Annotated in this window: 22 protein-coding genes; 11 read left to right on the top strand and 11 right to left on the bottom strand. The window is 56.8% G+C overall.

What is annotated here, in order from left to right; genetic code table 11:
- Positions 1–28 precede the first annotated feature (28 nt).
- The 5 genes from cbiB to RCA23_RS16085 all read right to left on the bottom strand — a co-directional run bounded on the left by cbiB (position 29) and on the right by RCA23_RS16085 (position 4,912).
- Positions 29–991, bottom strand: coding sequence for an adenosylcobinamide-phosphate synthase CbiB (cbiB, locus tag RCA23_RS13250; RefSeq protein ID WP_081870978.1), 963 nt, complete (start codon positions 989–991; stop codon positions 29–31).
- Complete coding sequence (locus RCA23_RS13245) at positions 931–1,878, bottom strand: threonine-phosphate decarboxylase (RefSeq protein WP_044050712.1); 948 nt, start codon at positions 1,876–1,878, stop codon at positions 931–933. Before RCA23_RS13245 ends, cbiB begins: the two co-directional genes overlap by 61 nt.
- Positions 1,878–2,249, bottom strand: a complete 372-nt coding sequence (locus RCA23_RS13240; protein WP_044050711.1) for a DUF1636 family protein — start codon at positions 2,247–2,249, stop codon at positions 1,878–1,880. The genes RCA23_RS13245 and RCA23_RS13240 overlap by 1 nt, the downstream gene beginning before the upstream one ends.
- 77 nt (positions 2,250–2,326) lie before the next feature.
- A complete protein-coding gene (locus tag RCA23_RS13235; RefSeq protein WP_044050710.1) occupies positions 2,327–3,286 on the bottom strand; it encodes a glutathione S-transferase C-terminal domain-containing protein in 960 nt (319 codons plus the stop codon).
- A gap of 111 nt (positions 3,287–3,397) precedes the next feature.
- Positions 3,398–4,912 (bottom strand): FkbM family methyltransferase, encoded by a 1,515-nt coding sequence (locus RCA23_RS16085; protein ID WP_052377188.1) that lies wholly within the window; start codon positions 4,910–4,912, stop codon positions 3,398–3,400.
- Between the two features lie 392 nt (positions 4,913–5,304).
- Between RCA23_RS16085 and RCA23_RS13225 the strand changes: the two genes are divergently transcribed.
- From RCA23_RS13225 to RCA23_RS13190, 8 genes are all read left to right on the top strand, one after another.
- Positions 5,305–5,514, top strand: coding sequence for a DUF6732 family protein (locus RCA23_RS13225; protein WP_044050709.1), 210 nt, complete (start codon positions 5,305–5,307; stop codon positions 5,512–5,514).
- A gap of 1 nt (position 5,515) precedes the next feature.
- Positions 5,516–6,628, top strand: a complete 1,113-nt coding sequence (locus RCA23_RS13220; RefSeq protein ID WP_044050708.1) for a sirohydrochlorin chelatase — start codon at positions 5,516–5,518, stop codon at positions 6,626–6,628.
- A gap of 46 nt (positions 6,629–6,674) precedes the next feature.
- Complete coding sequence (locus tag RCA23_RS13215; RefSeq protein ID WP_044050707.1) at positions 6,675–7,313, top strand: precorrin-8X methylmutase; 639 nt, start codon at positions 6,675–6,677, stop codon at positions 7,311–7,313.
- On the top strand, positions 7,310–8,509 hold the full coding sequence (locus tag RCA23_RS13210) for a bifunctional cobalt-precorrin-7 (C(5))-methyltransferase/cobalt-precorrin-6B (C(15))-methyltransferase (RefSeq protein ID WP_044050706.1): 1,200 nt from the start codon (positions 7,310–7,312) through the stop codon (positions 8,507–8,509). The genes RCA23_RS13215 and RCA23_RS13210 overlap by 4 nt, the downstream gene beginning before the upstream one ends.
- A complete protein-coding gene (gene cobI, locus RCA23_RS13205) occupies positions 8,506–9,207 on the top strand; it encodes a precorrin-2 C(20)-methyltransferase (protein ID WP_044050705.1) in 702 nt (233 codons plus the stop codon). Before RCA23_RS13210 ends, cobI begins: the two co-directional genes overlap by 4 nt.
- Entirely contained in the window at positions 9,198–11,039 is a 1,842-nt protein-coding gene (gene cobJ / locus RCA23_RS13200; protein WP_044050704.1) for a precorrin-3B C(17)-methyltransferase, read from the top strand. The genes cobI and cobJ overlap by 10 nt, the downstream gene beginning before the upstream one ends.
- Positions 11,036–11,809, top strand: a complete 774-nt coding sequence (cobM, locus tag RCA23_RS13195; protein WP_044050703.1) for a precorrin-4 C(11)-methyltransferase — start codon at positions 11,036–11,038, stop codon at positions 11,807–11,809. Before cobJ ends, cobM begins: the two co-directional genes overlap by 4 nt.
- Before the next feature lie 87 nt (positions 11,810–11,896).
- Positions 11,897–12,247, top strand: a complete 351-nt coding sequence (locus RCA23_RS13190; protein WP_044050702.1) for a hypothetical protein — start codon at positions 11,897–11,899, stop codon at positions 12,245–12,247.
- Positions 12,248–12,259: 12 nt separating this feature from the next.
- Here the strand turns inward: RCA23_RS13190 and RCA23_RS13185 are convergent, their stop codons facing one another.
- Positions 12,260–13,426 (bottom strand): MalY/PatB family protein, encoded by a 1,167-nt coding sequence (locus RCA23_RS13185; protein WP_044050701.1) that lies wholly within the window; start codon positions 13,424–13,426, stop codon positions 12,260–12,262.
- Between the two features lie 140 nt (positions 13,427–13,566).
- Between RCA23_RS13185 and def (RCA23_RS13180) the strand changes: the two genes are divergently transcribed.
- From def (RCA23_RS13180) to fmt, 3 genes are read left to right on the top strand one after another with little or no spacing between them, the layout of a single operon-like run.
- On the top strand, positions 13,567–14,088 hold the full coding sequence (gene def / locus RCA23_RS13180) for a peptide deformylase (RefSeq protein WP_044051583.1): 522 nt from the start codon (positions 13,567–13,569) through the stop codon (positions 14,086–14,088).
- Positions 14,085–14,579 carry a peptide deformylase gene (gene def / locus RCA23_RS13175; protein WP_044050700.1) on the top strand — a complete coding sequence of 165 codons (495 nt, stop codon included), beginning with the start codon at positions 14,085–14,087 and terminating at the stop codon, positions 14,577–14,579. Before def (RCA23_RS13180) ends, def (RCA23_RS13175) begins: the two co-directional genes overlap by 4 nt.
- Positions 14,570–15,469, top strand: a complete 900-nt coding sequence (fmt, locus tag RCA23_RS13170) for a methionyl-tRNA formyltransferase (protein ID WP_044050699.1) — start codon at positions 14,570–14,572, stop codon at positions 15,467–15,469. Before def (RCA23_RS13175) ends, fmt begins: the two co-directional genes overlap by 10 nt.
- On the opposite strand, the gene RCA23_RS13165 is transcribed toward fmt, so the two are convergent.
- The 5 genes from RCA23_RS13165 to RCA23_RS13145 all read right to left on the bottom strand — a co-directional run bounded on the left by RCA23_RS13165 (position 15,466) and on the right by RCA23_RS13145 (position 18,347).
- Complete coding sequence (locus RCA23_RS13165) at positions 15,466–15,702, bottom strand: hypothetical protein (RefSeq protein WP_044050698.1); 237 nt, start codon at positions 15,700–15,702, stop codon at positions 15,466–15,468. The genes fmt and RCA23_RS13165 overlap by 4 nt on opposite strands.
- Before the next feature lie 23 nt (positions 15,703–15,725).
- Positions 15,726–16,178, bottom strand: coding sequence for a ribonuclease HI (gene rnhA / locus RCA23_RS13160; protein WP_044050697.1), 453 nt, complete (start codon positions 16,176–16,178; stop codon positions 15,726–15,728).
- A complete protein-coding gene (locus RCA23_RS13155; RefSeq protein WP_044050696.1) occupies positions 16,171–16,758 on the bottom strand; it encodes a class I SAM-dependent methyltransferase in 588 nt (195 codons plus the stop codon). Before RCA23_RS13155 ends, rnhA begins: the two co-directional genes overlap by 8 nt.
- Positions 16,751–17,716: a 4-hydroxy-3-methylbut-2-enyl diphosphate reductase gene (gene ispH, locus RCA23_RS13150; protein WP_044050695.1), complete on the bottom strand. Its 966-nt coding sequence runs from the start codon at positions 17,714–17,716 to the stop codon at positions 16,751–16,753. Before ispH ends, RCA23_RS13155 begins: the two co-directional genes overlap by 8 nt.
- A gap of 64 nt (positions 17,717–17,780) precedes the next feature.
- Entirely contained in the window at positions 17,781–18,347 is a 567-nt protein-coding gene (locus RCA23_RS13145) for a LabA-like NYN domain-containing protein (protein WP_044050694.1), read from the bottom strand.
- Positions 18,348–18,398 lie beyond the last annotated feature (51 nt).

Here is an 18,398-nt window from a genome sequence, read left to right as displayed (position 1 = left end):
AACAAAAACCCTTTGTAATTAGGCCTTTTTACAACAAAAATGCAAGGGTCATGCCCGCCACCAAAAGCGTCATCGCGCCCCAGGTCAGCCAGAGAGTTTGAATAGATTTTTCAATCGCAACCGGACCAATGTTTTTGCGGCCAGCGGCGTTGACCCAAGGAAATTTCTCGAATTTCCCCTCATAGCTGCGGGGGCCTGAGAGGCTGATATCAAGCGCATAGGCCATCGCAGCCTCGGGCCAGCCGGCATTTGGGGAGCGGTGCAATTTCGCCTCAGAGATGATAGTGCCCCAGGAGGTGCGACAGCCGGTGATCAGCCAAATTCCAAAGGCGGACAGCCGGGCGGGCGCCCAATTCAGCAGATCATCCAGCCGGGCGCAGGCCCATCCGAAGTCCCGATATGTCTCGTTCTTATACCCAATCATACTGTCCGCGGTGTTGATCATTTTATAGATAATCACCCCGGGCAAACCTGCCAGTGCGAACCAAAAAACGGGTGCTGCAATCCCATCGGAAAAATTTTCTGCCGCGCTTTCAATGGCCCCGCGGGCCACCTGCGGGGCATCCATCTGGGCTGTGTCACGTCCAACAATCATGGCCACGCTCCTGCGCCCGGCGGCAAGTGACAGCCGCAGGGATTGGGCCACGTCTTGCACATGCTGCATTAAGGATCTCTGTGCCACGAGGATTGCAGTGACCAAAATTTCAGCCAGAGGCCCAAGTTGCGCCAAAACAAGCCCGGCGAGCCCGCCTAGCCCAGCCAATCCGATGCATAAAATCACACCTTTGGGTTTTTGATGGGGTGCATGATTGAACATGCTGGTGGCGCGGGCGATGAGATTGCCCATGAGCACGGCTGGATGCGGCATGCGTGACCAGAGCCACTTTGGCTCGCCGAGCAGCGCATCCAGAACAAGGGCCAAAAACAGGGTCACAGGGCGGCCTCCAACCGCGCCCACTGCGCCTGCGGCGGCAGGCCAAGTCGGATCCATGTTGGGCTATAGGGGAAAACCCGCGTCCAAATCTTGTGTTGGGCTAAGTGGTGTTGCAGTTGCCTGGCATCCGCGACCTCATAGGTACGAAACAGCGCGCAGGCGCCCATAGGACGGGCGTTTTGGCGCCGCATGAGCCGGTCAAGACGTTCTGCATCCGCGGCCAGCCGGGCCCGGGTTTGCTCGGCCCAAGTGGTGTCACCCAGGGCCGCGGCACCAATTTTCAACGCGATCCCAGAGACGGGCCAAGGGCCAAGCCTTTGTCGCAGAGTGTCGATCAACTCTGGATCTCCAATTGCAAACCCCAAACGCAATCCAGCCAATCCCCAAAATTTTCCAAAACTTTTCAATATTATATGGCCAGGCTGTTTGGCTTGCGCGATGTGGCTTTGCGCCGGATCGATATCGCAAAAGCTCTCGTCAATCACCGTCAGCGGCGCGGGTGTGATCTGAGTTTGGAATATGCCTGTGGGGTTGTTGGGATGGACCACAACACGGGCCACAGGAGAGGAGGGGTGTTCGTCTACGTCCCAGCCATGAAATCGAAAGGCGGCGGCGTGTTCGTTGTAGCTGCGCAGGGCGATCTCGGCTTGGCCTGCAGCTTGAAGTGCAGGAATTTGAGCGATGGCAGCAGAGCATCCCGGCACAGCCAGAACATCCGCCTGCGCTGGCACCCGCCAAAATCGCCGGGCGGCGGCACATAGCGCCGCATCTGCGCCGCTATCAGGCAGCGCCGTCCAATCATTTGGCGTCAAATCGAGGCTCGTTATTGGGTAGCTTTCCGGATTGATCCCGGTGGATAGATCAAGCCAGTCACCGCGCGCGCCGCCAAATTCTGCTGCTGCCGCGTCAAGACCGCCCCCGTGATCTCGCCCATTGCCTGCCATTAGTCCGTGTCCGGCAAAGGGGTCATGCGCGTGGTGAAATGGCCTTTCACCGCTTGTGGCCAATCGCGGTAGGGCACTTGGCCGGTTTCTGAGGCTTGATGCAGTGCCGCATAATCTACAATGGCTTGGGCATTTTCGGGGCTTGGCTCAAATGTTCCCAAGACATAAGACAGCTTTTCAGGAGCTTGCACCGCCACATTGCAGGCCCGCACGCAGCCCATCATGCAGGAGACACGCCTGGTTTTTACCCCTGCGCTTGCGGCTCTGTCTTCGATTAAGCCTGCGAATATTTCGCCATCGGTGAGGGGCTGGGTCTGTGGTGTCCAGCCCTCGCGTTTGCAGGTGTCGCAAATGGTAATCCATGACGTCATTGGGTTCTCCTGCGATTGACAGATCTTGGCGAATAGTTGCGTTGGCTGCACCAAAAACGCAAGGGCCTGGTTGCTGGTTAATCGCCGCGCCCATGGGGGGCGTTCCAGTCGATGTCTGGATTGATTGGGATGATGCGATTGGGGTTAATCGTATCATGGCTATAGTGGTAGTGGCGGATGACATGATCCATATTCACCGTCTCGGCGATGCCCTCATATTGGTAGAGCTCGCGGGTATAGGCCCAAAGATTAGGATAATCTATGATGCGCTTGCGGTTGCATTTGAAATGCAGGTGATAAACGTTGTCAAAACGCAGGAGGGTTGGAAACAAGCGCCAATCGACCTCGGTGAGCCTGTCGCCCATGATATAGCGCTTGCGCGACAAGCGGTCCTCTAGCCAATCCAATGTGTCAAACAAGGGGCCGACCGCGGCATCATAGGCCGTTTGGGTGGTGGCAAATCCGCAGCGGTAAACGCCATTGTTGAGCGTGTCATAAATGCGTTGGTTGATTGGCTCCATCGCCTCGTGCAGCTCTTGGGGGCAAAAATCCATAGTATTGCCTGTCAGCCGATCAAAGGCGGAGTTGAACATGCGGATGATCTCGGAGCTCTCATTGGAGACAATGGTCTGCTGGTGCTTGTCCCAAAGAATCGGAACCGTGACGCGACCACTGATTTTTGGATCTGCTCGCAGATAAATATCACGGGCAAATGGCAGGCCAAACAGTCGGTCGCCTGTTGCGCCCGGCCAGTCGCTCGCAAAGGTCCAGCCGTCAGACAACATATCAGGATGCACAACATCAACGCTGATATGTGCGGTTAAGTCTTTAATCTGTCTAAAAATTAATGTGCGATGCGCCCAGGGGCAGGCCAAGGACACATAGAGATGATATCGTCCGCTTTCGGCCTGAAATTCGGTGCTGCCATCGGATGTGATCCAGTTGCGGAATTTTGCAGTTGAGCGCTCAAAGGCGCCTCCCGATTTTGTGGTGTCATACCAAATATCATGCCAAACACCGTCCACCAGTTGTCCCATCACCCGCTCCCCACCTGCGCTGCGTCCTGCGTGTCTACCTCAGAGCCGCGGCGCTGGAAATGGCAAAACCGCGGTTGACAGTTTGATAGAGGAGCATTCCATGGCGGATGCTTAGGAATTGACCGGCAAACCCTGCCAAATTTCCGTTAGGTTCTCTGTTGTCGCTAGAGCTGCGGCTCTTTGATCATCGGGCAAGTTCTTATAAAGGCCCTTGGTCGTGCCCCAAAGTTGCTCTGCGTATACGGGGCCGTCGCCATTGTATGTTTCCCCTCTGTGATGTCTAGGATTGAAAAAATAGGACGGAAAAATAGAGATGTCGGGGTTCCGTTTTTTTATGAAATCCCTGAGAGCCCGGCTCCCCACACTCTTGAACGGTGTCAACAAGCTTTTAGGTTGCAATTGAGATATTTCGTCGAGGATTTGTGCCAAAAAACTATGCCCCGGGGAGGATGCATAGAAAGGGCTCACGAAGCGCCTTGTTTTAGTTTCATGCTCGTAGGCAGTGTAAAGCGAGGGCAGCACAAACAATTCATCCACGTTTCTAAGGCATATTGAATCCGCTTCGGGCAAAAAGCCGCCTTGCTCCAACAATATTTCATAACGCATTAGGTCTGATACACCTGCATACTGTCTACGTTTCATGTATTCGGCAATTTGAGCTTCGCAACGCCAGCGCCGGCTTGAGAGATAACTGTTGTCAAACAGCTGATAGTCCCAGTCTGGATGTTTTTGCTTCCAAGTTTCCATCCATTCAAGTGGCGGCTGCCTATCCCCAATCCAAATATGCCCAAGCTTTTTGGGAATGGGGGTTAATCCGACTTTAATCGGTTGATTTTTTGAATCAGAGTCTGCGGTCTGACTTTGGATATTGCGTGGCTCCGGGTGAATTTCTTTTGTCAAGTCGGAAAGTTGTTGGTCTTGATCCTTGATGAGCGCGTCAGAGAGGCACCAAAGATCGTCTCCCACCCGCCATATGCGCAGGCCCATCGACGATACTGCGTCGACATATTCAGCCTGCCGCGCAAGGTCGCGCCCATTGCATTCAATTATGGCCAATTTGGGAAAAGTTTCAGGGTCGGACAGCGAGTTTAATACAGCGAGTTCATGTCCCTCAACATCGATGACGAGGATATCGATGCGATTGTAATTATTCTCTGACAGAATGCGATCGAGCCTTTTTGCATGGATCGTTGTGGCAACCAAATCGCCAACTTCACGCCGTGCCCCCGACAATCGGCAAGCGGTTTCAATAGAGTCATTCATGCGGCTCACATGAACAGAGGCACATCCTTGGAGCCATTTGGGGTATTTGCCTGCCGCATCTTGTGCGACGTGAAAGAGCATGAAATCGTTTTCAACGTCCGAAACGGCCAGATTGACCGGAATTACATTTGGATGGTCTGCGTAATTCTCGCTCAATCTTTCGAAAAAAATCGGATGAGGCTCGATCACCAGCGCATTCCAACCGTTTTGCGTAATGTGACCAAAAACAGGATCCCAGCGTTTCCCGTCATGGGCTCCAACCTGCACGCAAATGGTTTCGTTGCCGGTTGATTTTTGCAATGCGGCGAACGCCAAACTCTTAAATTTGATCTTGCGTTCTTTACGCGACAGAGTGCTGCTCATAGTTAATCACTTATCTGATTTTTAGTAATAAAATAAAAATTCGCTTTTCACTATCGTTTTTGGGCAACATCCGTCAAGTTAAATCACTGCGAATGGGTCTTGCCGGCTGAGACGCGGCCATCAGTCGGAGTGTTTCTAAGTATCGGTTGCATCGGCACGTGGCTTGGGGGCCATGGACCCGCAAAACGTCGCTTGCGGGTGCCGGGCGGTCGGGAATCCATTTGCCCCCGGCGCTGCAATGGCTTAGCAGAGGGTCAGACGACGTCGAAGGACCGGAGAGGAGCATGGCGCTGCGTTGACCCAAACTGGGGATGCAGACCGTGATCGTCGGATGAGACCGCATAACGGATGTGCGGCGGGGCCTTTGACCTATAAGATTAAAGGACCAAAATATGACCCGGTGTCTGTTATTTTTAGCCTGTCTTCTGCCCGCGCCGGCTTGGGCGCATTTCGGGCATGTGGAGGCCATGGCAGGAGGCCATGACCATTGGGTCATTGCCGCCGCCCTTGCAGCAGCGCTTGCGGCTGGGGCTGTTGCCGCCCTGAAAGGGTCCGAAGCGCAGGACAGTGAGGGCGAAGAGCCCGAACCACAGGAGGCGTGAAATGAGTAAAATCGGTGTCATGATTTGTGGCCACGGCTCGCGCAGCCAAGCGGCCGTTGATCAATTTAGCGTGCTGGCGGAAAAACTGCCCGCCTATCTGCCGCCTGAATGGGCCGTTGAATATGGCTATTTGGAATTTGCCAACCCTGTCATCCGCGACGGGTTGGATCGGCTGCGCGCGCAGGGATGTGACAAGATTCTGGCCGTGCCCGGTATGCTCTTTGCTGCCATGCACTCCAAAAATGACATCCCGACCGTGCTGAACACCTATGCGGCCAAACATGGGATTGAGGTCAGCTATGGCCGGGAGTTGGGCGTGGATCCCAAGATGATCGCCGCGGCTGGCGGCCGTGTGCAAGAGGCGATTGCGGCGGCCAATGCGGCCCATGGCGAGGTCCCGATGCATGAGACTTGCCTTGTCGTGATTGGGCGCGGGGCATCGGATCCCGATGCCAATGGCAATGTGGCGAAAATTGCGCGTATGTTGCACGAAGGGCTTGGCTTTGGCTGGTGTGAAGTGGGCTATTCGGGCGTGACCTTCCCCCTTGTTGAACCCTGCCTGCAGCATGCAAGCAAACTTGGGTATAAGCGGATTGTTGTGTTCCCTTATTTTCTCTTTTCGGGCATTTTGATTGACCGAATTTATGGCTTTACCGATCAGGTTGCGGCGGCAAATGCTAATATCCAATTTGTGAAAGCTGGGTATTTGAACGATCATGAGCAAGTGCTGGCGACCTTTGCAGAGAGGATCACCGAGCAGGTCGGAGAAATTCCACCGCCCAATTGCGCCATGTGCAAATATCGCACGCAGGTCTTGGGATTTGAAGCTGAGGTGGGTGCGGTTCAAGAATCGCATCATCACCATGTGGAAGGTCAGGGCGCCTCAGCGCCGGGCTCGAATGTTGAGGATTGCACCCTCTGTGACAGCTTTTGCACCGGGCTGTGCCGATTGGAAAAACAGGCCAAAGGGCACGATCATCATGACCACAGCCATGATCACAGTCACGGTCACACGCATGGACATGCCCATAGCCACGACCATGTACACGCGGAATATCCGCATGCGGATCATCCGCATGGGCCGGAAAGCGCGCGCAAGTCACCCAAGACATAAACGAACTCAATGGCGCTCCCATTGGAACCAATCGAAAGCCCCGCGCATGCGCCCTTATGAGAAAGACCCAAAGGCCATATATGCTGAAAGCTTTGCCACGGTCGCGCGGGAGGCGGATTTGACGCGCTTCCCTCACGGACTCGACAAATTGGCGACCCGGGTCATTCACGCCTGCGGCATGGTTGAGGTTGCAGATCGTTTGGCCTTCTCTGAGCAGGCCTTCCGCAAAGGTGCGGCGGCTTTGGCGGCGGGCGCACCGATCCTTTGTGATTGTGAAATGGTGGGGGCAGGGATAATCCGGCGCTATTTACCGGCCGAAAACCCTGTGATTGTCACATTGAACGATCCCTCCGTGCCCGCTTTGGCCCAAACGATCGGCAACACGCGCTCTGCTGCGGCGGTTGAGCTTTGGGCTGCGCATCTCGAAGGCGCTGTTGTGGCGATTGGAAATGCGCCTACAGCCCTGTTTCATCTGCTTGAACTTCTCGATCACGGCGCGCCAAAACCAGCTGTAATTCTTGGGTTTCCTGTTGGTTTTGTGGGTGCGGCGGAATCCAAAGCAGAACTGGCGGCAAACCCGCGCGGCTGTGACTTTGTGGCTCTACGTGGCCGGCGGGGTGGATCTGCGATTGCCTCTGCGGCGGTCAACGCATTGTCTGCGGGCCTGCCGGAGTTGGTCGCATGAGCGCTTGGCTGCACATTGTAGGTATCGGTGAGGATGGGCTGGAGGGTTTGCTGCCCGCGGCCCGCGCTGTTGTGCAATCGGCTGAGGTCATTATCGGAGGGGATCGCCATCATCAGTTGGCTGGTATCACCTCTGCGGAGCGCTTGAGCTGGCCCAGCCCATTTGATGCGTTGATCTCAACATTGCAGGGGTTGCGCGGCAAGCGCGTGGTGGTTTTGGCCACGGGTGATCCTCTTTGGTTTTCCGTTGGGGCGCGCATTGGCCGTGAAATCGATCCGAGCGAAATCACCTATCATCCGCAGCTCAGTGCCTTTCAGCTGGCCTCTGCGCGGATGGGCTGGTCAATGGCCGATGTGGAAACGCTAACGGTGCATGGCAGGCCGGTTGAGCAGATGATTGCGTTCATCCAACCGGATCAACGTTTGTTGATCTTGACCACGGGCGCACAAACCCCCGGTCAAATCGCTCAATTTTTGACGCAGCGCGGCTTTGGCAGCTCAAAGATGACGGTTCTGGCCGCCATGGGGGGCGACAGAGAACAACGCTTTGACGGTCTGGCAGAGAGTTGGTCCCATGAGGTGCCGCCTTTTAACACCCTTGCGGTTGACTGTGTGGCGGCGCCCGATGCGGCACTTTTGCCGCGCGTGCCGGGCCTGCCGGATGAGCTCTTTGAACATGATGGTACCATGACCAAACGAGAGGTGCGGGCGGTCACCATTGCCAAGCTGATGCCAATGCGCGGTGCGTTATTGTGGGATATTGGCACGGGTTGCGGTTCGGTGGCCGTGGAGTGGATGCGCGCCGCCCGCTACGCGCAGGCCATCGGCATTGAGCCGCGGGCGGACCGCCGCGCGATGGCCGGCCAAAATGCGCTGGCTCTTGGCACGCCCAAGCTGCAAGTGATCGAGGGGACGGCCCCGGATGCGCTTGAGGGGCTGGCAGCACCGGATGCGATTTTCATCGGCGGTGGTTTGAGCGACGCGGTGTTTGAAACGGCCTGGCAAGCGCTCAAGCCCCTGGGGCGTTTTGTGGCCAATGCGGTGACCTTAGAGAGCGAAACCGTCTTGATGGCGCTCCACGCCAAACATGGCGGGGAGCTGGTGCGCCTTTCGGTGAATCGCGCCGAACCGGTCGGGCCCTATCGTGGTTGGCGCCCCTTCATGCCTGTGACCCAATGGAGCTTGATTAAGCGATGAGTGGAATTTTGTATGGCGTCGGGCTTGGCCCTGGCGACCCGGGATTGATCACTGTGAAATCAAGCCGTCTCATCTCCGGCGCAAAGGTGATCGCTTATCCGAGTTTGGCCGGTGGGAAGAGTTTTGCGCGGGCCATTGCCGCAGACCTCATTTCTCCTCAGGCGGAAGAAATTGTGATGGATGTGCCGATGACGGTTGAGCGCGCCCCGGCGCAGGCGGCCTATGACATCGGCGCAAAGAGCATCGCGGCGGCTTTGGATCGGGGCGATGATGTGATTTGCCTCTGCGAAGGAGACCCGTTCTTTTATGGAAGCTTTATGTATCTCTACGCGCGGCTTGCGGCCGACTATCAGGTGGAGGTTGTGCCCGGCGTGACCTCGATCACGGCCTGCGCGGCAAGGGCGGGGATGCCTTTGGCGGCGCGCAACGAGCGTTTGACAGTTCTGCCCGGACCCTTGCCAGCGGCAGAATTGCGCGCCCGTATCGAGGGGGCAGAAAGTGTCGTGATTATGAAGGTGGGGCGGCATTTGCCTAAAATTCGCGCGGTGATTGCGGAGTTGAACCTGACCGAAAAAGCCGCCTATATCGAGCGGGCCAGCCTGCCGGACGAATTGGTCTGCCCTTTGGCTCAGGCTCCCGAAAAAGCCCCCTATTTTTCAATGATTATCTTAACGAAAGGCGCCGATCCATGGCTCTAACCCCTGTTGTTTTGGCGCTGAATGCCTCTGGTCTTGCCGTGGCTCAGTCGATCGCGCAGGCGCTGGATGCGCCGCTGCACGGCCGTAGAGGTCGCGTGGGGCAGGCGGATGCTTTTTTTGACAATGCTTTGGATCATGCGCGTGATCTTTTCGCAGCAGGGACTCCGATTGTCGGAGTTTGTGCCAGTGGGATTTTGATCCGCGCCGTGGCCCCGCTGCTGAGCGATAAGACTCAAGAGCCACCGGTGGTTTCCGTGGCCGATGATGGATCGGTTGTCGTGCCGCTTTTGGGGGGGCATCGCGGGGCCAACCGTCTGGCGCGCAAGATTGCCGAGGCTCTGGACAGCACGGCTGCTGTGACAACGGCGGGGGATGTGTCGCTGGGTGTGTCTTTGGATGAGCCCCCCGAGGGTTGGGCTTTGGCCAATCCGCAAGATGCCAAGGGCGCAATGGCAGCGCTGTTATCCGGCGGCGGTGCGGCGCTCTTGGGTGCAGAGGCGGCTCAAGCGGCGTGGTTGGCCGATATGCCCGCGGGTGATGCGGTGAAGCTGAGCTGTGATATGACGCCGCAAAGCGATTTGGGCCCCCATCACCTGCAATTTGCGCCCAAGCGCGTGACCATCGGGGTGGGCTGCGCACGCGATTGCCCGCCACAGGAATTGGCCGATTTGGTGCATACGGCCCTCAATGAGGCGGGAGTTTGTGATGCGGCGGTGCACTCTATCAACACGATTTCGCTCAAAGCAGATGAGCCCGCGATCTTGGAGCTTGCCCGGCAGTTGAACGCGCCTTTGCGGCTTTTTTCCGCAGAGGCGCTGGAGGCGGAAACCCCCCGTTTGGCCACGCCCTCTGACGTGGTATTCGCCGAGGTCGGCTGTCATGGCGTGTCAGAAGGGGCGGCCTTGGCGCAGCTCGGCTCTGAGGGCAAGCTGTGGATGCAAAAGCGTAAGACCGCGCATGCGACGGTGGCGCTTGGTTTGGCGGATAGGCCCCTGTCAGATTTACGCGGCGCTGCCCGTGGTCGTCTGTCGGTGGTTGGGATTGGGCCAGGCCAGGCGGCTTGGCGCACGCCGGAGGTGTCGCGCTTGATCGCCGATGCGCAGGAGCTGGTCGGCTATGGGCTTTATATCGATCTGCTGGGCCCGCTGGCCGCAGGCAAAGAGCGCTCCGATTTCCCCTTGGGCGGTGAAGAGGCACGCTGTCGCTATGCGCTGGAACAGGCGGGGCTTGGCAAGAACGTCGCCTTGGTCTGTTCTGGGGATGCGGGCATTTATGCCATGGGCGCCTTGGTTTTTGAATTGCTGGACCGTCCAGCCGATCAAATGGGCGTGAGCGATGCGGCCCGCCGCGTGGATGTTGTTTGCTCGCCGGGGGTTTCTGCCCTGCAAGGGGCGGCGGCACGCGCTGGGGCGCCATTGGGCCATGATTTTTGTACGATATCATTGTCAGATCTGCTCACACCGCGCGCCGATATTCTGCGCCGCTTGCAAGCGGCGGCTGAGGGGGATTTTGTCATCGCCTTCTATAATCCCGTCTCCAAAACCCGACGCACGCTTTTGTCAGAGGCGCGCGATATTTTGTTGCAACATCGCCCGGCTGATACGCCGGTGATGCTGGCCAGCTCATTGGGGCGGCCTGAGGAACATATTCGCTATCGCCGCCTAGAGGATTTGCAGGTGGATGAGGTGGATATGCTGACAGTGGTGCTGATTGGCTCGTCAAATTCGCGGCTGGCGCAGTTGGGCGAAGGGCCTCGTATGTTTACCCCGCGCGGCTATGCGCGCAAGATTGATGGGGATTTGGCCCCCATGAAAGAAGGAAACGGCAGATGACAGTGTTTTTCATCGGAGCGGGGCCCGGGGATCCTGAACTTTTGACCCTGAAAGCTGCGCGGATCATTGGTGCATGTCCCGTATGCCTTTATGCCGGGTCTTTGGTGCCCGAGGAGGTTGTGGCCTGCGCGCCCAAAGATGCGCGCGTTCTGGATACGGCGCCCATGACATTAGATGAGACCCATGCGGAAATTCTGGCCGCCCATGCCAAAGGGCAGGATGTGGCGCGGGTGCATTCTGGGGATCCGTCGCTCTATGGCGCGATTGCGGAGCAAATTCGCCGCCTGCGCGCCGATGGCATTGACTATGAAATTATTCCCGGCGTGCCCGCCTATACCGCCGTTGCGGCCGCCCTGGGGCAAGAGTTGACGATTCCTGAGATTGCCCAGTCGATTGTTTTGACGCGCATGTCGATGAAGTCGACCTCCATGCCTGCGGGGGAGACCCTTGAGAATTTTGCCATCTCTGGCGCAACGCTCGCCATTCACCTCGCGATTCGCAATATGCGTGAGATTGAACGGGTTTTAATCCCGCATTACGGGGCCGATTGCCCGGTCGTGGTCGCTTACCGGGCCAGTTGGCCCGATCAGATCATCATCCGCGGCACTCTGAGCGATATTCGCAAGAAAGTGCGGGATGCGAAAATCACCCGAACGGCCTTGATCTTGGTGGGGCCTGCGCTGAAAGAGCAGCAAGATTTTGTGGATTCTGCGCTCTATCATCCAGATATGGAACATGTGCTGCGCAATCGCAAAACTCCGGCGGCTTGAGCGCCTTAAAAAAACGCTTCACATTTTAGTGACTGCCTTGACCGTCGCGGTTTTCCCGCGCAGGCTATTGGTTAAGGAGATGTTAAAATGACAACATTTTTGCCGAAAGAAGTGGCGGAGGGTTTGGAAGCGGCTCGCAAGCAGGCGCTGCGGAAGAAGAGCCGATTGCGGGTGCAGGCCGGCACGGAGATTTTTACGGTTCTGAAATATTGGGACAGCGGATTTTCAGTGGATCTGCAAGATGCGCCGCAGTTGCGCGGTCTCGTGGACCTCTACGACGGCAGCCGCCATCTGTATCAATGTTTGATCGTCGCCTCTGAGGAAGAGGGCGGGGAGATGCGCTATGAGTTCAAGCGCAACACCCGTGCCGTTGACAGCGCGCCGCTGGACTTTGAGCGGGATGCCAATAAGCCTGTGGCCTTGATTGGCCGCAGTTAACTGGGCCGGCGGCTACTGGAGATCCGAAAAAGCCTCCTGCATGGCTGCAACCGCCCGCTCGACATTGGCGCGCTGCGTGCCGATGTTAAAGCGCAGGAAGCTTTCGCCACCTGTGCCGAAGGTTGGCCCGTGGTTGACGGCGATTTTGGCCCGTTTTTGCACCCGGTCAATGGCCTCCTGTAAAGACATGCCCGTTCCAGAGACATCCACCCAAGCCAGATAGGTGGCCTCAAGAGGCATGGATGCTAGGCCGGGAATGGCGTTGATCCCAGCGTCGAAAATCTTGCGGTTTCCATCGAGATAGACCAGCAATTCATCCACCCATTGCGCCCCTTCTGGCGAATAGGCCGCGGTAATCATATGCAGGCCAAAGGAATTTGGGGACAGTCCGAGCGCCTGCATCCGTTTGGCAAAACGCGCGCGCAAATTTGGATCTTCAATGATCACATTGCCCGAATGCCCCCCTGCAATATTGAAGGTCTTGCTGGCCGCAGTCATCATAATCAAGCGATCTGAAATTCCGTCAATCAGTGCCATGGCTGTGTGTTTCGCGCCGAAGGTCAGATCGTGGTGAATCTCATCACTGACCAAAAGCAGATCATGTTTGATGCAAAATTCTGCCACCTGTTGCAGTTCCGCGCGGCTCCATACCCGCCCGCCAGGATTATGCGGCGAGCAAAGGATGACCATTTTCGCATGGGGCGGCAGGGCGGCGTCATAGCTGTCGAAATCCATCTCATAGCGGCCATTGTTTTGCACCAGTGGCAATTCGATCACCTCGCGGTCATTGGCGCGGATCACTTTGGCGAAGGAATGATAGACCGGGGTGAATAGAACCACGCCGTCGCCTGGCTCTGTGAATGTATCCAAACAAAGCGCCGTGCCATTCACCAGCCCATGGGTGGTGAAAATACCGCCGCGGGGCACCTCCCAGCCGTGACGGTGTTTCATCCACCAGGCAATCGCGTCGAGATATTTGCTGTCATCGCCAAAATAGCCGTAGATCCCATGCTCTGTAAGCCTAGCCAGACTGTCTGCCACCGCTTGTGGCGGACGAAAATCCATATCTGCCACCCACATTGCCAAACCATCGTCGGGCGACACGCCATAGAGCGGCTCCATCATATCCCATTTGGAGGAGTGGGTGTTGCGGCGGTCAATCTGGGTGTCAAAGGTCATGGAAAATCCCAATATTTTCGCGTAAGATTACTGTGAAAAGGCCAAAGATCAAGCGCTGGGAAGGGCCCGGCACGCAAATTGCGGTAAGAATCTTTGATGCGGCAATTGCGCTGCGGGTCGGCATTGAATATCACACCGCTATGACAATACGCCCCATAATAATCCATCCCGATCCGCGCTTGAAAAAGACGGCGGCGCCCGTGGCTGAGGTGACCCCCGCGATTGAGCGTTTGGCTGAGGATATGCTTGAAACCATGTATGATGCACCGGGCATCGGACTGGCTGCGCCGCAAATCGGCGTGATGAGCCGCGTGTTCGTTATGGATTGCGTGAAAGAGGAAGGGGCCGCACCGGCGCCGATGGTTCTGCTGAATCCGGTCATCACCTGGGTCTCTGAGGCGTTGAGCACCTATGAAGAGGGCTGCCTGTCCATTCCAGAGCAATATGGCGAGGTGGAACGGCCTGCAGAGATTGATATGCAATGGCTGGGCCTGGACGGGAAAACCCATGCACAAAGATTCGATGGGCTTTGGGCCACTTGCGCGCAGCATGAGTTGGATCACCTAAACGGCAAGCTGTTCATTGATTACCTCAAACCGATGCGCCGCCAACTTATGACTCGCAAGATGCAGAAACTCAAACGTGAGCAGGCCCGGTCATGAGCCGAAGCATTGTGCCTTGGCCGCACCCTTGTTTGCGACGACTTGCGGACCCGATTGAGAAAATCACCCCGGAAATTGAAGAGATTTGGCGCGATATGATTGCGGTGATGGAAGCGATGCCTGGCGTTGGTTTGGCAGCGCCGCAATTGGGCATTGGGTTGCGCTTGGCGGTGGTGGATGCCTCTTCGGCGCGCGGTGAGGTTCTGCGCATGGCCAATCCCGAGGTACTGCACGTATCGGCCAAGCTTGAGATGGGCGAAGAGGCCAGCCCTAATCTGCCCTATGTCTCCGCGCAGATCAAACGCCCGCGCGGCGTGACGGTGCGCTATATGGACGAAGCTGGCGCTTGGCAGGAAAAAGATCTGGTTGGCCTCTGGGCCCGCTCGATGCTCCATCAGGTCGATCACCTCAATGGGCGGATGTATTTTGACAATCTCTCCAAGCTCAAGCGCGACATGCTGATCAAAAAGGCTCGAAAACTATGCGCGTAGTTTTCATGGGCACGCCCGATTTTTCGGTCGCCGCTTTGCGGGCCTTGGCCGAGGCTGGCCATGAGATCGCAGCCGTCTACAGCCAACCGCCGCGTAAATCCGGCCGGGGGCAAAAACGTCGTACGTCGCCGGTGCAAGCCTATGCCGAGTGCCAAGGATGGACGGTCTTTACACCCAAAAACTTCCATGATCCGGCTGAGCTGGCCAATTTTGCGGCTCTTGAGGCGGATATCGCCGTGGTGGTGGCTTACGGGTTGATCTTGCCACAAGCGCTTTTGGATGCCCCGCGCTTTGGATGTTTGAATATTCATGCCAGCCTTCTGCCGCGTTGGCGCGGCGCGGCGCCAATCCATAGGGCAATTATGGCCGGGGATGCGCAGACTGGGGTGTGTATCATGCAGATGGATGCGGGTCTGGACACTGGGCCGGTGCGTCTGCGCCGCGCGCTGGATATTGCGGCGCAAGAGACCACCGCCGAGCTGCATGATCGCCTTGCCGCGCTGGGCGCTGCGGCGATTGTGGATGTTTTGGCCGATTTGCCGGGTCATCCGCCCGAAGCACAGCCCGATCTGGGCATTTGCTATGCACAGAAAATTGACAAATCTGAGGCACGCATTGACTGGACGCGGCCGGCGCTTGAGGTGGACCGGCAAATTCGCGCCCTGTCTCCCTTTCCCGGTGCCTGGTGTGAACTGGCGGGACAGCGGATGAAACTTTTGGCCTCCCAAACGGGCCAAGGTTCTGGTGCGCCGGGGCAGGTGCTTGGCGGGTTTGAAGTGGCCTGCGGTCAGGGATCAGTGACCATTACGCGGCTGCAACTGGCGGGCAAAACCGCGCAAACCGCCGCTGAGTTTCTACAAGGCCATGCGCTGCCCGAAGAGCTCATCTAAGCCCAGCGGATCAGGCCGATGATGGCGGATCCGGCGTAGAAGGCCTGAAGCAGCAAAAAGGTCCAACGGCGGTCAATCACAGCCCAGGCGGCAAAAAGGCTGGCTGAGATGAACAGCAGAGAGAACCCCAAAATCTCATTGCCTGTATTCGAGGCGATGAGCAACGCGTAGACCATCGCCAAAACTGATCCAGAGATTTCAAAAACGGAAGTGAGTTTTCGTTTCTTATCCATGTCGTGCTTTCCGCCCTGCGGGCTTAGTCCTTGAATGGTGCCATGCCGGCACGGGCCAATTCATCAGCCAATTCGTTTTGAGGATGCCCCGCATGGCCCTTGACCCATTCCCAAGTCACCTGATGCCGAGCTTGGGCGGCATCCAATTGTTTCCACAGGTCTTCATTCTTGACCGGCTTTTTTGCGGCGGTTTTCCAGCCGTTTTTCTTCCAGCCGAAAATCCATTTGGTCACGCCATCTTTGACGTAAACGCTGTCGGTGACGATTGTGATTGCCGAGCGTCGGGACAGGGCTTCAAGGGCGGAGATCGCCGCCATGAGCTCCATACGATTGTTGGTTGTCTCTTTCGCCCCGCCTTTGAGTTCGCGCTGCTTGGTCACCGTGTCGCCCGTTTTGGCCTGCATCACCACACCCCAGCCGCCCGGGCCGGGATTGCCACTGCAGGCCCCGTCGGTATAGGCGATTAGATCATGCATGGGCGGCTATCATGATGAAGGGTTCCACATCTCCGGCCAGCCCTTTTTCCTGTCCCTCGCGCTCGAAGGTGAGAGTGAAGCCGGCTTGCGTCAAAATATCTTTCAGCTCTTCGGCGGTGTAATAGGTATAAAAGCGCCCGAGATCATCGCGTTTCTCGCCCGTGCCAAGCTTCATGGCGAGGTGCAAGATCCCACCAGGATGCAGCGCTGCGTGGCAGGCTTGAATATGGCGATTGAAATCTGCGCGCTGGGCGTGCAGCAGTGAAAAATTGGCATAAATCCCATGGTATGTGGCCTGTGATGGCAATTCGTCAAATGTGGCTTGCTGGGCTGTGACGCCGGGGTGTTTTCTGGCGGCGGCCACCATCTCTGCGCTGCCGTCAATGGCCTCCACTTTGCAGCCCTGGCGCGCCATTTCTGCAGCGGCCAGACCGGGACCACAGCCCAAATCCAAAACGCGCCCACCCTCAGGGATGGCCTTGATGAAGGCCAAGAGTGATTTGCTGGGCGGCGCTTGGGTCAAGCGCAGGTAATCTTCAATTTTGGCGTCATAGACGGCGAGAGTTTGCGCATCAGTCATGGGCGGGCGCTCCGACCTCCCGCAGGATGCGCGGCACTTTGAAACTGACGTTTTCTTTTGCCGTCTCTACCGTTTCGATTGTGACCGCATAATGCTCCGAAAAGGCGTCAATCACCTCTTGGATTAAGACATCTGGCGCCGAAGCGCCGGCGGTGATGCCGATGGTCTTGATCCCATCCAATGCGCGCCAGTCAATATCTTTGGCGCGCTGCACCAATTGCGCATAGCTGCATCCGGCGCGCGCGGCGACTTCAACCAGACGCTTGGAATTGGAAGAATTGGGCGCCCCAACCACCAAAAGCGCATCGCAGAGCGGGGCAATGGCTTTGACCGCTTCTTGGCGATTGGTGGTGGCGTAGCAGATATCTTCTTTATGTGGCCCGGCGATATTTGGGAAGCGGCGTTGCAGGGCCGCGACAACCCCGGCTGTATCATCGACCGATAGGGTGGTTTGGGTGATATAGGCCAGCCGATCTGGGTCACGCACGGCGACGGCTTCAACATCGGCTTCGCTCTCGACCAAAAGCACCTCGCCATCGGGCAATTGTCCCATGGTGCCGATGGTTTCGGGATGGCCGGCATGGCCAATCATGATCATTTGAAGGCCGTTCTCACTGTGGCGTTCGGCTTCGATATGAACTTTACTGACCAAAGGGCAGGTGGCATCGACATAGATCATATTGCGCGCCTGCGCGGCGCTTGGAACGGACTTCGGCACCCCATGCGCGGAAAAAATCACCGGGCGATCATCCGGACATTCGTCCAGCTCTTGCACAAATATAGCACCCTGGGCGCGCAGGCCGTCGACGACAAATTTATTGTGCACGATCTCATGGCGCACAAACACGGGTGCACCCCATTTTTGCAAAGCCATCTCTACGATTTTTATCGCACGATCCACCCCCGCGCAAAAACCTCTTGGCGCGGCGAGATAAAGTTTGAGCTCAGGTTTTGTCATGGCAACGGTCCTTTGCTCGGCACGCTAAATGTGCCGAGCAAGATCGTCCAGAGCTTGGGGCGAATTAATCAGCTTCCGCCGGGGCCACAAAGTCATCGGTTTCGCGTGCTGGGCGACCGATCACGTCACGCAACGCATCCAATTCGATGAAATTGTCGCACTGGCGACGCAGTTCATCGGCAATCATCGGCGGTTGGCTGCGAATTGTGGAGACCACGGACACGCGCACGCCCTGGCGCTGTACACTTTCGACCATTGGCCGGAAGTCACCGTCACCGGAGAAGAGCACGATATGATCAACATGCGGGGCCAGTTCCATCGCGTTTACGGTCAACTCGATGTCCATGTTGCCCTTGATCTTCCGGCGGCCTTGGCTGTCGGTAAATTCTTTTGCCGCTTTGGTGACCATGGTGAAGCCGTTGTAATTCAGCCAATCAACCAAAGGTCTGATTGGTGAATATTCATCGTTCTCCAAAAGCGCGGTGTAGTAGAACGCCCGCAGCATTTTTCCACGGCTCGTGAATTCTTGGCGAAGCAATTTGTAGTCGATGTCAAAGCCCAAGGCTTTCGCGGCTGCATATAGATTTGCGCCATCAATAAAAAGCGCTAAGCGCTCGTCGCGGTAAAACATACCAAATATATCCTTTTTAAGTACCGAGTGCCGCGAGATGAGTAAGTTGCA

The sequence above is a fragment of the Planktomarina temperata RCA23 genome (assembly GCF_000738435.1).
In the GTDB taxonomy this organism is placed as follows: domain Bacteria; phylum Pseudomonadota; class Alphaproteobacteria; order Rhodobacterales; family Rhodobacteraceae; genus Planktomarina; species Planktomarina temperata.
Note: the sequence above shows the minus strand (reverse complement) of the source record. Positions and strands in the feature narration are given on the sequence as shown.

What these genes read in the sequence shown, in the direction of transcription:
- rnhA (WP_044050697.1), bottom strand. Translation starts at nt 16,178, where the DNA reads ATGCATGATCTAATCGCCTATACCGACGGGGCCTGCAGTGGCAATCCC.
- RCA23_RS13145 (WP_044050694.1), bottom strand. Translation starts at nt 18,347, where the DNA reads ATGTTTTACCGCGACGAGCGCTTAGCGCTTTTTATTGATGGCGCAAAT.
- RCA23_RS13240 (WP_044050711.1), bottom strand. Translation starts at nt 2,249, where the DNA reads ATGACGTCATGGATTACCATTTGCGACACCTGCAAACGCGAGGGCTGG.
- RCA23_RS13155 (WP_044050696.1), bottom strand. Translation starts at nt 16,758, where the DNA reads ATGACTGATGCGCAAACTCTCGCCGTCTATGACGCCAAAATTGAAGAT.
- RCA23_RS13245 (WP_044050712.1), bottom strand. Translation starts at nt 1,878, where the DNA reads ATGGCAGGCAATGGGCGAGATCACGGGGGCGGTCTTGACGCGGCAGCA.
- fmt (WP_044050699.1), top strand. Translation starts at nt 14,570, where the DNA reads ATGCGCGTAGTTTTCATGGGCACGCCCGATTTTTCGGTCGCCGCTTTG.
- RCA23_RS16085 (WP_052377188.1), bottom strand. Translation starts at nt 4,912, where the DNA reads ATGAGCAGCACTCTGTCGCGTAAAGAACGCAAGATCAAATTTAAGAGT.
- RCA23_RS13235 (WP_044050710.1), bottom strand. Translation starts at nt 3,286, where the DNA reads ATGGGACAACTGGTGGACGGTGTTTGGCATGATATTTGGTATGACACC.
- RCA23_RS13165 (WP_044050698.1), bottom strand. Translation starts at nt 15,702, where the DNA reads ATGGATAAGAAACGAAAACTCACTTCCGTTTTTGAAATCTCTGGATCA.
- cobJ (WP_044050704.1), top strand. Translation starts at nt 9,198, where the DNA reads ATGGCTCTAACCCCTGTTGTTTTGGCGCTGAATGCCTCTGGTCTTGCC.
- RCA23_RS13190 (WP_044050702.1), top strand. Translation starts at nt 11,897, where the DNA reads ATGACAACATTTTTGCCGAAAGAAGTGGCGGAGGGTTTGGAAGCGGCT.
- RCA23_RS13225 (WP_044050709.1), top strand. Translation starts at nt 5,305, where the DNA reads ATGACCCGGTGTCTGTTATTTTTAGCCTGTCTTCTGCCCGCGCCGGCT.
- RCA23_RS13215 (WP_044050707.1), top strand. Translation starts at nt 6,675, where the DNA reads ATGCGCCCTTATGAGAAAGACCCAAAGGCCATATATGCTGAAAGCTTT.
- cbiB (WP_081870978.1), bottom strand. Translation starts at nt 991, where the DNA reads ATGGATCCGACTTGGCCTGCCGCCGCAGGCGCAGTGGGCGCGGTTGGA.
- def (WP_044051583.1), top strand. Translation starts at nt 13,567, where the DNA reads ATGACAATACGCCCCATAATAATCCATCCCGATCCGCGCTTGAAAAAG.
- RCA23_RS13185 (WP_044050701.1), bottom strand. Translation starts at nt 13,426, where the DNA reads ATGACCTTTGACACCCAGATTGACCGCCGCAACACCCACTCCTCCAAA.
- ispH (WP_044050695.1), bottom strand. Translation starts at nt 17,716, where the DNA reads ATGACAAAACCTGAGCTCAAACTTTATCTCGCCGCGCCAAGAGGTTTT.
- RCA23_RS13220 (WP_044050708.1), top strand. Translation starts at nt 5,516, where the DNA reads ATGAGTAAAATCGGTGTCATGATTTGTGGCCACGGCTCGCGCAGCCAA.
- cobM (WP_044050703.1), top strand. Translation starts at nt 11,036, where the DNA reads ATGACAGTGTTTTTCATCGGAGCGGGGCCCGGGGATCCTGAACTTTTG.
- cobI (WP_044050705.1), top strand. Translation starts at nt 8,506, where the DNA reads ATGAGTGGAATTTTGTATGGCGTCGGGCTTGGCCCTGGCGACCCGGGA.
- RCA23_RS13210 (WP_044050706.1), top strand. Translation starts at nt 7,310, where the DNA reads ATGAGCGCTTGGCTGCACATTGTAGGTATCGGTGAGGATGGGCTGGAG.
- def (WP_044050700.1), top strand. Translation starts at nt 14,085, where the DNA reads ATGAGCCGAAGCATTGTGCCTTGGCCGCACCCTTGTTTGCGACGACTT.